Origin of the sequence: Hymenobacter setariae (genome assembly GCF_007713685.1) — a bacterium.
Taxonomy (GTDB): Bacteria; Bacteroidota; Bacteroidia; order Cytophagales; family Hymenobacteraceae; genus Hymenobacter; species Hymenobacter setariae.
Genome location: NZ_VMRJ01000004.1, coordinates 867,392 through 880,498, shown reverse-complemented (window position 1 = coordinate 880,498; position 13,107 = coordinate 867,392). Strand labels below are relative to the sequence as shown.

Annotated in this window: 14 protein-coding genes; all 14 read right to left on the bottom strand. The window is 60.4% G+C overall.

Annotated elements, in window-relative coordinates:
• Positions 1–54: 54 nt before the first annotated feature.
• The 14 genes from FNT36_RS18520 to FNT36_RS18465 all read right to left on the bottom strand — a co-directional run bounded on the left by FNT36_RS18520 (position 55) and on the right by FNT36_RS18465 (position 13,093).
• Positions 55–3,330 (bottom strand): hypothetical protein, encoded by a 3,276-nt coding sequence (locus FNT36_RS18520; RefSeq protein ID WP_144850698.1) that lies wholly within the window; start codon positions 3,328–3,330, stop codon positions 55–57.
• A gap of 78 nt (positions 3,331–3,408) precedes the next feature.
• Positions 3,409–4,131, bottom strand: coding sequence for a hypothetical protein (locus FNT36_RS18515; protein WP_144850696.1), 723 nt, complete (start codon positions 4,129–4,131; stop codon positions 3,409–3,411).
• The gene (locus tag FNT36_RS18510) at positions 4,106–6,457 is read right to left on the bottom strand and encodes a tape measure protein (protein ID WP_144850694.1); all 2,352 of its coding nucleotides are present in this window, start codon (positions 6,455–6,457) and stop codon (positions 4,106–4,108) included. The genes FNT36_RS18515 and FNT36_RS18510 overlap by 26 nt, the downstream gene beginning before the upstream one ends.
• Before the next feature lie 6 nt (positions 6,458–6,463).
• Positions 6,464–6,613 carry a hypothetical protein gene (locus FNT36_RS25635; RefSeq protein ID WP_233636045.1) on the bottom strand — a complete coding sequence of 50 codons (150 nt, stop codon included), beginning with the start codon at positions 6,611–6,613 and terminating at the stop codon, positions 6,464–6,466.
• Between the two features lie 128 nt (positions 6,614–6,741).
• Positions 6,742–7,176, bottom strand: a complete 435-nt coding sequence (locus FNT36_RS25630; protein WP_233636044.1) for a hypothetical protein — start codon at positions 7,174–7,176, stop codon at positions 6,742–6,744.
• 79 nt (positions 7,177–7,255) lie between these two features.
• The gene (locus tag FNT36_RS18500; RefSeq protein WP_144850692.1) at positions 7,256–7,702 is read right to left on the bottom strand and encodes a phage tail tube protein; all 447 of its coding nucleotides are present in this window, start codon (positions 7,700–7,702) and stop codon (positions 7,256–7,258) included.
• Between the two features lie 30 nt (positions 7,703–7,732).
• On the bottom strand, positions 7,733–8,131 hold the full coding sequence (gene gp17 / locus FNT36_RS18495; protein ID WP_233636043.1) for a tail completion protein gp17: 399 nt from the start codon (positions 8,129–8,131) through the stop codon (positions 7,733–7,735).
• The gene (locus tag FNT36_RS18490; protein WP_233636042.1) at positions 8,131–8,628 is read right to left on the bottom strand and encodes an HK97-gp10 family putative phage morphogenesis protein; all 498 of its coding nucleotides are present in this window, start codon (positions 8,626–8,628) and stop codon (positions 8,131–8,133) included. Before FNT36_RS18490 ends, gp17 begins: the two co-directional genes overlap by 1 nt.
• Positions 8,621–8,941: a phage head closure protein gene (locus FNT36_RS18485; RefSeq protein WP_144850685.1), complete on the bottom strand. Its 321-nt coding sequence runs from the start codon at positions 8,939–8,941 to the stop codon at positions 8,621–8,623. Before FNT36_RS18485 ends, FNT36_RS18490 begins: the two co-directional genes overlap by 8 nt.
• Positions 8,938–9,318, bottom strand: a complete 381-nt coding sequence (locus tag FNT36_RS18480) for a head-tail connector protein (protein ID WP_144850683.1) — start codon at positions 9,316–9,318, stop codon at positions 8,938–8,940. Before FNT36_RS18480 ends, FNT36_RS18485 begins: the two co-directional genes overlap by 4 nt.
• Positions 9,319–9,326: 8 nt before the next feature.
• Complete coding sequence (locus tag FNT36_RS25625; protein WP_233636041.1) at positions 9,327–9,596, bottom strand: hypothetical protein; 270 nt, start codon at positions 9,594–9,596, stop codon at positions 9,327–9,329.
• A 63-nt stretch (positions 9,597–9,659) separates the two neighbouring features.
• Positions 9,660–10,994, bottom strand: a complete 1,335-nt coding sequence (locus tag FNT36_RS18475) for a phage major capsid protein (RefSeq protein WP_144850681.1) — start codon at positions 10,992–10,994, stop codon at positions 9,660–9,662.
• Between the two features lie 28 nt (positions 10,995–11,022).
• Positions 11,023–11,787 carry a hypothetical protein gene (locus tag FNT36_RS18470; protein WP_144850679.1) on the bottom strand — a complete coding sequence of 255 codons (765 nt, stop codon included), beginning with the start codon at positions 11,785–11,787 and terminating at the stop codon, positions 11,023–11,025.
• Entirely contained in the window at positions 11,774–13,093 is a 1,320-nt protein-coding gene (locus tag FNT36_RS18465) for a phage portal protein (RefSeq protein ID WP_144850677.1), read from the bottom strand. The genes FNT36_RS18470 and FNT36_RS18465 overlap by 14 nt, the downstream gene beginning before the upstream one ends.
• Positions 13,094–13,107: the final 14 nt, after the last annotated feature.

Sequence of the window (13,107 nt, the reverse complement as noted above, 5' to 3'; positions counted from 1 at the left end):
CTGCCCGCCCTAGGCCGGAAAAGAAGCCGAGCGGGGCAAAGCGGGGCAAAGCCGCTAATCACGCACGCGCAGGCTGCCGTCGTGCGTGCCGCGGGCCACGGAGGCAAAGAAGGCTGGCTTGTACTCGTAGAGCTGGTGCGTGACGCGCACGTTGCTCAGATTGGCATAGGGGTCGGGCGCGTCGGCCCCGGCGCCGTTCTCGATGAGCGACACCCGGGTGTAGCCCAGCTTCAGGCTCCACTCGGTGCTACCCACGCAGAAGCGCCGGCCAGGCACATCGGTGGGCGCGTCGAGGGTATCAAGCAGGTAGATGGGCTCCGTACCTAGATGGCTCAGCGCACCCGTGAGCAGTTTGCTATTGCCTGAGCGCAGACTTAGGCCGTCGAGCACCACCGATTCAAACAGCGGGGCGGGCAGCAGGTCAATGCTTCGGCTCCAGCTGGTAGTCATGGTACCGTCCACGTTGGCGACCGTTTTGCCGAAGGCCGGCAGGTTGCCCGAGAACAGGCCGGTCGAGATAGGCACGTCGGCGTGGTACACGTTCAGCACCTCGGTGGGCCGCACGGTGCCGGCCGGGCCGTCGGCGCGAAAGTTGTCTTTCCCGTCCCAGGTGACTCCTTGCGGGCGCAGCTGCACGCCAATGCTACTGAGCAGTAGGTTGCCCGTGGCAGCGTTGACGGGCTGCACGGGCGCCCACTCATCGGCAGGCAGGAAGACGGCCGGCGGCGTCGCAAACTTGGCCTGGTCGCGGCGGGCCACAAACAGGTTTTTGCCGGTGGCGTAGTCATCACGTACCACGTCGCCCTTCTTGTAATCGGAGTAGGGCGAGTAGCTGGGTGCATCCCGAAACAGGTTGGTGTCGGGCGCCAGCCAGGAATACACCCGCAAGGTGGCGACCTGCGTGCCCGAGGGCAGCGGGGCCAGCGGCACTTCAAAGGTGTTATCCTTGCCATCGGCCGCCAGCTTGAGCGTGGCCAGCTGTACGCCTAGGCTGTGGCCATCAACTAGGATTTCGTAGGGCAACGTGCCCACGGCGGCCGTAGTGGGTGAGCTCACGGCGTTGCCCTCATAATCGAGGTACGTCTCGGTAGGTACCACTCGCCCGGTGAACGACAAAAACGCGGGCGTGGCTTCCAGGCCGCCCACCAGCGGCAGGGCAGGGCCTTGCAGGTAGCGGTCATCGCGCTGGCTCAGGCCGAGGCTGCGCACCCACTGCGTCACCAGGTCGCTGCCTTTCTCGCCCGCGCGCACCAGCACCAGCGGGAAGGGCAGCTGGGGCAGGGCCACCCAGCCGGTAATGGTGCGCAGTTGGCTCATGTCATCGAGCCAGGCGTACCTATCCGAAAACACGTCGCCGGCCGAGTAGGCGTTTTTCAGCCAGCCCGTATCAGTCGAGCCCGTGAGTGATTTCCAGCTCTGACGCGTCGAAAGCTTCTGCGCCTCCACCGACCGCAGCCAGTGGAGCGCGCCCACCTGCGGCGGTTGGATGGTGCCGCTAGGTGCTACGGCTACGAGGTCACCCTGCGCAGTGCCAGCGGGCAGGTAGGCCCGGCCGGCGGCGTCGGTGGCGGCTTCCAGAATGCTGCGCAGCTGCCACGTGCCTTCGCGCTGCACCAGCGTGCCACGCAAGGCCTGCGCCAGCGCATCGACTACGGTGCGGCAGTTCTCGGGCTCATCCTTATCGGGGAAGTAGTAGCCCGTGCGATTGGTGGCGCTGGCCTCTTCGGGCGCGTCGAGCGTGGCCATGCCCGCGTCGCGGCTGTTGGTGAAAAAGCGCAGCGGCAGCGACACCTCGCAGCGGCTCAGGCAGTGCAGCAGGCTATTGATAATTGGCCGGTAGCCGGTCAGGCGCTGGCCGTTGTGGCCCGTGAAGTAGGTGCCTTTCAGTCCGGCCAGCCCGTCGGTGGCCAGTACGCTCACGTCTACCAGCCCATCCTGCAGCTCGCCTTCGTACACACTCGGTTGCACGTAGCCGCGGAACTGCAATTGGCCGGCGCGGCGCACGTCCACGCGGCCGAGGCGGTCATCGCCTACAGTGAGGTCTTCTAGTTCGCCGAGCTTCACTCTCAGGCTGAGTTGGCACGATGTACCCACCACGGGCGGCAAATCTCCCTGGCCACCTAGGCTGGTATTGAGGCCGTCGCTTTTGATAACTACCGGATTGCGCTGGCCCTTGATGAGCACGGGCACCCCTTTATAGTCGCGCTCCCATATTTCCAGGCGGCAGGGCACCCCGTGCAGGTCTGAGAAGTCGAGATACCAGTGCACAGCATAGCGCTGAGTGAGCGTAAAGCTGACGGTAATCGAGTTGCCATTGGAGTCGGCAACTACCACCGAGTGCATGCCCGCCTCTAGGCTATCGAAGCGGCCCGTGGTGTTCGTGACTCCATTTAGTGTGAATCGTAGTGGCGGGGCGCTGGCCCGTACTTCCACCACGCAGCCGCCGTTCTGCTCAGGGCCCGAGGTGGGGTTGAAAAGAATCAGGTTTTCAAGCTCGAGCGAGCTAGCGGCTGTCGTGGGGCTATCCACGAAGTACACGCCCTCTTCAAATACACCGCCTACCCCATCGGCATACACCTGGCGCCACGTCTGGCCGTTGGAGCCCGGCAGCAGGTAGCCATCAACCAAGGTGCCGTAAGGCCGGGCGAAGTCGTCCTTGCCCTGGCCAATCGAGTAGTTGCGCAGTTCTACCCGCAACTCATTCATCAGCCACCAGCGCCGATACAGCCGGCCAGCGTACAGCCGGTCGGCTAGGATAGCGCCGCGTGGGTAGCCGTAGAACGTTACGCCGATGTCAATTAACTGCGTGGCAATGGCGCCCATGGCATCAGTCACGCGCAGCAGGTACTGCCCAGTGGCCAGGTTGTAAAACCTTACCGGATAGATTTCCAGCTTAGACGTGTCAGTTTTATAGTAGCCCGCTGCGTTGCCTTTTTGGCCGATTACCTCCAGCTGGTACGGGGCCACGCCAAACTGCCCCGTTAAGTCAAGGCAGGCGTCGGCGACGTTTTGGTCGGTCGTACCAGGGCTGGTCGGAAGTAGCTTGAGCTTCAGGCTAGTGCCGCCACCCTGCACGGGCGTCACTTGGTTTTCCGTGTAGACGCTGCCGTTGCCATCGGCATACACGTAGCGCGTTTTGCCTGGCGCATACTCGTAATCGTAGACCCGTGCGCCCCTGGGCGGGTTGAACGTCGTGTTATCCAGCGAGTCGAACTGCGTGGGGTAGCGGGTGCGCTTCTCGGTGTCGAAATAGATTTCGGTGACCCGGTAAGGCAAGGGGCTGCCGGGAGCGTTGGAAAGAACCGTGCGGCGCAGCAGTAGGTAAGCCATGCCCGAAGTTCCGGCCGGCCTTTTCTGGGCTAGGGCCTAGGGCGGGGCAAAGCGGGGCAAACACAAGAAGGCCCCACTTTACCCTGATACCTGCGAGCGGTAATCTGCCTGCCTCAATGCCGCCACCATCTCATCGGTGCGCAGCCTTAGCTCACCAATGACCTTGATAGTTGTTTGGCTGCTGTTTTGGCCGTAATTGCTTGGCGAAGGTGAGCTACTGGCACCGCTGCCCGCTGATTTGCCCACGTTAGCTGCTGCACCCTTCGCAATGCCACCAATAGCGAGTAGGGCCAGGCCACCCGCAATGGCGCCCACTCCAGAGAAAGTAGCCAAGCTGACTTTCAGCGCTTCAATTCCTAGGCCTGCGGCTAGGATGATGCTACCTAACTGTGTAGCTAGGTTGCCCACCGTGCTCAGTAGAGTTTGCAGCAGGGCATCCCCAATGCTTTGCGTGCCACTGAGTGCACTGGCGAACGCATCTGAAATACCCCCAGCAAGGCTCATCACGCTGGCTTTCACGGCCTGCGTAGCCTGCGCGTCGATACTTAGCTGCTTGAATTGCGCGCTCAACTGCTGCAAGTTGGCATCGAGCGGACTGGTGCCAGCAGCTATCAAATTTTGAATAGCTCCCTGCAATACGTTGGCCTTGGCGCCGGCCTCATCGAAGAGCACGCCCAACTGGGAGGCGCCATCAATCTGCCGAAATGCTGCCCCTAGGTTCAATAGCTCATTGTAGAGTGGCTTCGAAACAAAGCCGTCAAACTTGGGCTGAATCTTAATTTCCCCTAGGCGTAGGTTCACTGCTCAGCAACTGCACTGGCCGCTGCGCTTCCGTAATAGCCTGCATGTTGAGCTTGGCCGCTATCGGCAGCTCGAACGGCTTGACCTGCTTGGCATAGTCGCCGAGCAGCCGGGCCACGTCCTGCGGCAGCGTGTCGCCAATCGTGCGCGGAATGAGCGACTTTACTTCGACTGGCTTTAAGTTGAGGTCCCCACCAGCCGCCCGCAATCTGTCGAGCGCCTGGCTGGTGTTCACTAGGTCGGCCGCAAAGCCGCGGAAAGCTTTTGAGCTAGTGCTTACGCCTGCGTCTACTAGGTTTTTCAGCCCACCCGTAAGCGTATTCACGCGCCGCTCCAGTACCTCGACCTCGCTAGGGGTATTACCTAGAATATTATCAAGCGCCGTGAGCCGAGCCAACTCCTCGCGGAGTTTCTTGATGGCGTCAGTGACCTTCTTATTTGCCTTGTCTGCCCCTTCCAGCCGCGCAATGTATTCCTGCAGGCTCTTAATCTGCGGGTTGAAGGATAGTGCCAGCTTCTCGTTGCCCGCATTCTGTTGGTCTTCTTTTAGCTGCTTTAACTGCTCGTGCAGCCCTTTTAGCAGGCCGACCTGCGCCGTGATGTCAACTGCGTTGCCGGCAAAGTTGGGAATCGGGAAAGCATTGCCCAGCTTGGCCAGATTGGCGGCCAGCGTGGGGAAGGTGGCGCCTAGGGCGTCGTACTGGGTGGCCGTGATGCCCGCTGCGGTGCCTAGCTCTGATACCAGGCGCTTCTGCTTTTCTAGCTCCGTAGCGGTGGTGGCTAGCTCCTGCCGGAAATCAACCAAGAACTGCGCGCCGAGGTCTTCGACCTTCACGCCGTTAAAGGAGCCGCGGTTGAGCTGGTCGCGCTCTTTGAGCAGGTGGTCGTAAGCATCGCTCAGGTCGAGCAGCTTCTGCCGCTGGGCGGGCAGGCTTTGCAGCGCAATGGCTTTCTCTAGGGCTTGGTTGCCCTTGATGAAGTCGCGCGCTTTGTCGGTGGCTAAGCCGATGTAGTTGCCGTAGCTGTCGATGCCCTGGCCCGCGGCTGGCATGACGGACGTGACCTTTTCGACAATTGCGCGCAGCTCGTCCTGCTCTTTGCTGGTCAGGGTGGTTTTCGCCCGTAATTCATCGTAGCGGTCGAGCAGCGGGCTGACCTCGGTGGTGAGCTTTTGAGTGGCAGCAGCCTGCTCGCGGTAAGTATCGAGCAGGCGTTGGTTGGCCGTGGCCAGGTAGTAGGCACCGGCCGCCAACGCGGCTACGCCTGCAATGGCCAGCGTGGTGGGGTTGAGCAGCGAGACGAAGCCCGTGCTCAGCAGCCGCACCCCTGACTCCACAGCCACTAGCCCAGCCTTCACGGCGGGCAGGCCAGCGCCGATAGCGCCCAGGCCCACCAGTACCGGGCCGGTGGCGGCAGCCAGCCCGGCAAGCGTCACGATAGCGGCCTGCGTGGGGGCCGAGAGGCTGGCGAAGTTGTCACCGATGGCGGTGATGGTATTGCCCAGCTCTTCCCCAACAGCCTGCAAGTTCAACGCCCGGGCAATGCCGTCGCCCACCTTCGCGCTGGCCACCAACAGCGCATCCATGTCGTTTTCATAGATGGCTTTGAGCCCGCCCGTTACCCGAGGCAACTTGGCCAGCTCCGTGGTAAGGGTAGCAATGAAGTCCTTGCTGCTCTGGCCCTGCTTTTTCAGGCTAGCCGAGATAGTTTCGGAATCCACCGTGCCATAGAGGCGTTGCAGCGCGCCCGCCACGGCTGGGGCCGCCGAGATGATGGGCTTGAGGTCTTCGGCCAGCACCCTGCCCTTGGCAGCCATCTGCGAGAGCTGCGTAGTGACAAGCTCGAACTGCGTAGCGCCGCCGCCAGTGGTAGCGATAGCGTTGGCAAATTCTTTGATTTCGCGGGTCGATTCCTGCACGGTGGTGCCCACCGCGCGCAACCGAATGTCGGCTTGCTCTGCTTGCTCTAGCCCGAGGCCTGGCGATTTGGCCAGCACTGCAAGCTCTTTGATGCGCTCGCCCGTTTGGGTAGCGGCCTGCTGAATGCCTACCAAGCCCGTAATGCCCTGCTTGCCTAGTTCCTGCTGGGCAACAGCCTCCAGGCCACTTCTTACCGTTTCTAGTTTGGAACTGGCAACGAGCGCGCCGGTTGCCATTAAAGCCAGCGGCGCGCTCACAGCTCTGGTGAGGCTAGAGCCAATATTCTGCAAGCCTTCGCCCGCTTCGCGCAGGCCTTTCAGCTCACGGCGCGCATCAGCCATCGCGGCTTTGAACGCGCTGACTTCAGCACCTAGAACGACGGAAACGGAGGCTAGAATATCAGCCATAACAGACTATTGGTAAGCAGCCGCAATGCGGTCAAATTCATCTTCACTCATGTGCTCGAGAGGAGCAGCAGGAGGGTCGCCAGCTAGGGGCATCCATTCTTCGGGCGTGATGGCGGGCTCATTCTCGCCCCGATGGGTATTGAGGTGTAGCACCATTTGCATGCGGAAGCGCCGCCATCTATTTCGTTCGCGCTCCTGCTTGTCATCCTGCCGCCGCAGGTAGCCGCGGGCCTTGCGGTCAAACTCGGCCAGCGTCAGATTCCAGAATTTATCTGGACTTAGCCCTAGCTCACCGTAAGCGAGGTCGAGCCAGCTACTCCATTCATGCTTGGCGTCGATGCGCTGAGGGCCTGCGCTTTGGCCGCCAACTGGTTGGTCATCGACGCCAGCAGAGGGTTTACCGTAGTGGTAGCCTCCGTGATTGCTTCCGCAATGGCATCCGCTTCTGTCTGGGGCATTTCTTCGAGTAGGTCTACGGCCTGCTCTTGGGTGAAGCTCAGGGCAGGCGCAAAGCGCTGCAGCGCGCAGGCAATGATGCCCGAAAAGGCTTCGATATGGTCCTCCACAATGGCTAGCCCAAATTCACTAGCAGGGCGGCCGCTGAGCTTGGTCCAGTCGCGCAGCACGTTTAAGCTAAAGCGCACGGGGTAGGCGACCCTGGCGACGGTAATCGTGACTTCGCCGCGGGCAGTAGTAGGGGTGTTCGTAGAGGCTTTCATGTAGAAAAGAGGAATGGCTTTCGTCCAAAAAGCCCGCCACGGAAGCCGGGCGGGTTTTCTGAATTGAACACCTAAATACTTAGACTACTTTGTCGAGTGGGCCCGTGCCTTGCAGGGTGGTGCCGAATGTGGCCAGCCCTTTCTGCTGGCCCTTCAAGCTGCCTTTGGTGATGAAGCACTGGCCTTTGTATTTGGCCGCCGAAGCACCTACTCCAATCGAGAATTTGATATTGAGGATGGCCTGCGCGATTTGCAGGTCGATGAAGTTTTCGGCCGTCACGTTGTCATCAGCATCGCCGAGGCGGGCTTCGCGCACCACTAGGTTGTTGGCGCCGGTCCAGCTCATCTGGCCGGGCTCGAACTCCTTGAAAGCCCCGCTTGCCGTGCAGGTCGCTTCTTCCGACTCGGTATCGAGGTCGAGCGAGATGTCATTGGAGCAGCCCACTACTATTTCAGTAGGAACGCCGCCCACATCCCTAGTTACCGTCAGCAGCACATCGCGGCCTTTAATTTTGGTAAGAGACATAAAAAATGCAGAAAAAAGTGAGAGAGTGACTTAAGATTCTAGGCCTTCGAGCAGGTAGTCCTGGGTGCGGAAATAGCAAAGTGCTGGGTCGCTGTAGTGGTCGAGCTGCTGGTCGAGGTCGATAGTGACCGAGTCCACTCGCTGCCGGTGCAGGGCCTTGCGGCAGGCCTGCGAGAGCGTGCACACTTCCGTGTATGTCTGCGTGAAAAGCGAGAGCTGCACGCGGGCCGTGTCATCGAGGTCGCAGCTAGCCGACGTGTCGGCATTCTGACTAATGACTTGGTAGCAGACGTAGGGGAACGGCGTGCCTTGCGGCGCGCGTAGCGGATAGATGCGGTACTTTGACTCCCCGGCTTCCACATAGCCCAGCAGGGCCACAACAGGCGCATTCTGGGTGAGCAGCGAGCGAATGAGTTGACCGGGTTCCACTACTTGAAAACTGATTTAAAGGCGTCTTCGATAATGCTTTTGCATTCGGCCTTGATGATGCCAATTGCCTCGTCTTTCTTGCTGTCAAAGGCTGGCCGCATGAAAGGCTTAGCCGCGGCACCCGGGTGCTGCACCTCTTCCACGAAGACGTTACCCCGCAGGTGCAGCTTGCCTTCAGCAGCTTTAGCCTTGATAATGTGCGGAGCCGTGCCATACTCCACTAGGTGACCAGCGTAGCCCTTGAAGCGCCCACCGCGCCGCGGGCCGACGTAGACTTGCTCGCCCTTACCACGGCCGCGGCCGGGAATGGAGCCGATGCTTTTCTGCAGGTCGCCGTTGTCTTTCGAAACGCGGCTTTGGGCTTCGGTAATGATGGGCTTAGCTGCCTTGTTGAGGATGCCCCGCACCACTTTGTTGCTGAGTTTCTTATCGTTGGATAGTCCGTCAAGAACCTGGCCTAGCTCCTCAATGCCGACAAAGGATAAGTTTTTAGCCACGGGAATAGGTCGTAAGAAGTAGACCAGCACGCCGGCCAACTTCCTGAATAGCGATAATTTGATAAGTGTGGCCCTCACAGACGAACTGCCAAGTAGGCGTTATATCGGCCCGGTAGCGAATCTGCCAGTTCGCGGCCTGCTGAGCAGTTTGCTGCTGGCCGATGACGGACTCAGCACCGGTGCCCGGCTTCTGCTCGCCCCATACTGTAGCTACGTCTTCGAAGCCAGCCGGAGCGGACTCACCGAAGTCGTTTTGGGCCACTACCGCCGGGCGCTGTAACAGCAACTGGCGGTCAAACTTGCCGAAGTTCATAGGGTGGGTACTCGCAGTAGATTCATGAGCATTTTGGCCGTCTGGGGTACCTCCGTTACGTTCAGGCCCACTGCCACCGAGCCGCGATTCTCATACCAATGGCCCAGCACTAGGCGCAGCCATTGACCGGCTACGTTTTGCTCGTTTTCGCTGAGTACGGCCGGGTCCACGTAGCCCACAAACTTGGTTGTAGGCGGTACGGTGGTTGGGTCAAGTACCGTGACAAGTGCCGGTTCGCCTTGCTCGGGCCATCGGCGCTTGCTTTCGACTTCGAAGCTGGCCTGTACTGCATCCACGTAGGCCTGCAAGAGCGCGTCCTCACTAGTAGCAGTAGGGTCGAGCTTCAGGTGGGCTTTGGCGTTAGCGAGAGTGAGCATGGCAGGGATTAGACGGCAGGTTGAGAAGCGGTTAGCAGTTCGATATGCCCGCTCGCCAGCAAAGCCACTACATGCTCGGCTCCCAGTAGCGCCTCATCACCTTTGAAGTAGGCATACCTGGCGTGGGGGCGCACGAAACGCACTGGTTGCGGTAACACCACGCGAGTGGCCCCGGCTACCAGCTCCAAAAGGGTAGCGGGAAGCTTTTCGGCTGATTTTGCGTCGGATTGTCGGGCCGCGGTCGGCTTTGCGTCGAGCTTTGGAGCTTTTTTAGACATAATTCGAGCTGATATAGCCCTACGTGAGGCCTGACCGGTGACTACCAGCCAGGCCCACTAGGCTTAGCGAGCGTTAACCGCAGCCTGCGAAATAGTGGCGTTCGGCACTGCGTCGAGCATGGCGGCGAATGACTTCTGGCGGCGCAGCATTACGTCCCAGAAAGTGTTGATTATTAGGCGTACTTCACCTTTGAGTGCAAGGGTGATGTCGTCGCGGGTGATGTCCATACCGCCCCACTGACCGATGAAGAGGTCAGCCCAGTTACCAAATACCACAGCTGAGGCGGCCGTAGCCGTTCCCTTTGTTGAGTCCTTCACCAAGTTGGAGGCCACGAAGGGGAAGCCGTTGAGCTCGGTGTTGGAGTTGAGCACCATCAGCGGGTTGCCCTGGGCTACTGGCTGGGTTTTGAGCGTGCCCTTGATTTTGTTCGAGAGCAGATACTTGAGCGTCCCCACGGCAGCGTTGTTTACGTCCACCATGGCTTCGAGTGCCACGAGGGTAGCCAGGTCAGGAATAGCACCGTTGGCACCGCCCACGAACTTGCTGATACCCCCGTTGTTGAGTAGGCCCAGCGGCTCGTTGTCCTGGCCGTCGCCGTAAATGGCGGCCACATCCACAGCGCGCGTGACCGAGCCGATGATTTCGTTGCGCACAAAGGCTTCAATATCGATGCTCGACTGGATGATGAGCTGCTTCGACAGGTCCACGTAGGTACCCAGCCGGTGCGGGGCCATCTTCTGGCTGCCAAACTTGATGTTCGACTTGTCCAGCGTCTCAATCTCGCCTTTCCAGGTTGAAACGGCGCCCTGAGTGTGGGTTGGGAAGATGATGTCACCCTTTAGCCCGGTCAGGACGGTGGCACCAAGCGAATTGGTTACCAGCTGGTCACGTAGCAGTTCAATCATGCCGCGGCGCTCGTCGACTACGAGTACGCGGCCGTCGGCCGGCTGGTCGCCCTGGGTTACGGTGTTGTCGCGGCGCTCGCGGCCCTGCAGCACGCGCATGGGCACGCCCACACCGTGGATTTCCTGCCCCAGGTCCCGCGCTTCGGCGATGGCTTCCTGGTGCATTTCCTTTTCTAAGCCCGTGAGCTTGTCAGGGTTGCCAGCCGCTTGAATGGCGCGGAGGAAGGAATAGCTACCCGTCGCGCGCTCCTCGGTGGTGTTGTGCGTGTTCAGGGGCTTAGTGCGGCCGGCCTCTTCCGCATTCAGGCGCTCCTGCTTTTCAACCCGGCGCAAGTCGGCCTCCAGCGTGTCGATGTCAATATGCAGCGCGTCGAGCTGGCCGGATTCCTCGGACGTGAGGCCACGTTTTTCGCCCTGTGCCTTGCTGATAAGACCCTGGGCTTGGTCGATTTTGGCTTGCCGCTCTTCGCGCAGGGCCTTAGCGTTTTTCATTTTGTTACAGAAAAAAGGTGAGTGTGAATTAGTAGCGAGCTTTCAGGCGCAGTTGGGCAGCTAGCACATCCAGGCCAACGGTTTCGACTAGTTCCGTTTCGGGCTCGTCGTGGTCAAATGCGCGGCCCAGTTGGTGGGCGTTGGACTTATCGAGCAGGCGCAGCACCTCGCCGACGGGAAGCTTCTCGATGTCGGAGAAGCTGTAGCTGCCACCTAGGGCGCGCTTGACGAACATCAGCGCGTGTGACGCCTGGTCACGGAGGGCGCGCGCGGTGGCGTCGGGGTTGGAGGGGATGTTGACGATGCTGAATTCGAGGAGTTCTTGTCCTTGGAAGTAGTAGGTTTCGTCTTTGCCGCCTCGGGCTTCGGTGCCGGTACCATAGTTGCCTTTTCCAATCTCGGCGAAGCCCACCGAGGTAGCCCGCAAGGAACCGAATAGGACCTTGCGGAAGATTTTTTCAGCTAGGGGGTTGATGTCGGCCGGCTCGAACACGACGCGGCCAATAAGTTGGTCGCCTTCGAAAAAGGCCGAGCCGCGGCCAATCACGTCGTCAGGGTTGGGGCCGGCGCACATGCCATCACCGTACACATTGTGCTGATAGCCGACAATGCCGTTGCGGTTGAAGTTGTCGAGCTTCCAGCCAGCTGGGTTGAGCACGGTGCGGTGGCGGTCGCGGGTGTTGTTGCTGATGACGAACTCGACGGTGCGCGTTTCCTCTACGTTGGTGGAGAGGGCGCGCAGCTCGCCAAACTGGCGGCCGCTGTGGGTTTCGGATAACCTAGGCTTGCTCATCGGGCGGGGTGCCGGTGGCCGGCTTACTGTTTTTGCTGATTACCTCATCCACCTTGTCGAGCGGCATGCGGTTGACTTGCACGAAGCGACGGTCACCTTCGGCGCCGATGCCATTCATGTCTTCTAGTTCGCGTACCTCGTTGATGCTCATTACCCCGATGTCGGTCATCTTGCCGTAGAACGTGGCGCGGGCGCTGGCATCAGCACGTAGTAAAGCGTTGAGGTTGTGCCGCCAGTAGTGGGTTTCCACTTCGCTATCTCGCAGCAGCTTGAGGCGATATTCCTGCTCGATGTTCACCAGCCACGGCTGCAGGGTGTTGGTGGTGTAATCGAGGCCCTGCTGCTCAATGTTGTTGTTAGTCGAGCGCTCCAGGTCCTGAATCTTATGGAGCGGCACGCGGAAGATGCTGCATACTTCCTGGCGAGTGAACTTGCGTGTTTCCAGGAATTGTGCATCAGCCGGGGGCATGGACACGCTTTTGAACGTCAGCCCGTTTTCCAGCACAGCTACCTTCCCAGCGTTTTCGGTGCCACCGTAGATGGCCTGCCAATCGGCGCGGATGCGGGCAGACGCCGTACCATCCTTGAAGGTGTTGGGTGTTTCCAGCACGCCCGACAATCGGGCACCATTGGCATAGAACTGCGCCCCCGCCCGCTGGGCCGCCAGGCCAGTACCTAGGTTCTCGCGGTGAGCCGCCAGTACCGATAGGCCCATGATGCCGTTTTCGTCCAGCACCAAGCCCCGCAGGTGAATTACCTGATAGTCTTGGTACGTGCGCGGGTCGCCCCAGAAGCGGTAGTAGAGGCGGCCGTTGGACTCGCGTACTTCCGTTTGGCGCGGGTGCTTATAGAGCAGCGCGTCGGGGCGGTAGCGCGGGCCTTCGTCAATTAAGGCATAGGCATTGCCGTGCAACAGGACCGTCGCCATCATGGCCATGCGGTGTGGCATGGCATTTTGTAGCGGCGAGGCTTGCAGGTTCAGCAGCCGGCTGGCGGGGTGGCCGTACACTTTCTCCTTGCCACCACTAGGAATATCGCGGTAGAGCTGGCAGGGGAGGGCGGCAATGTCTTGGCTGATAGCCAGCACGCAGGCCCAGACCGCGGCGAAGCTGAGCGCAGTACGCTCATTGACGACAACACCGGCGCTACTTGTCTGACTGCCCATGCCTAGCAGGGCAATCAGGCGCGCATTGGATTCCTGCGTGTCGATAGTGGCGCCCGTGGTTCGCGCCTCACGCTCCGCCGACACGGCGGCCAGGAGCGGCGTGGCAGTAGAGCGAGCAAAGGGATTGGACCAAAAAGACACAGCGTCGGGGCTTG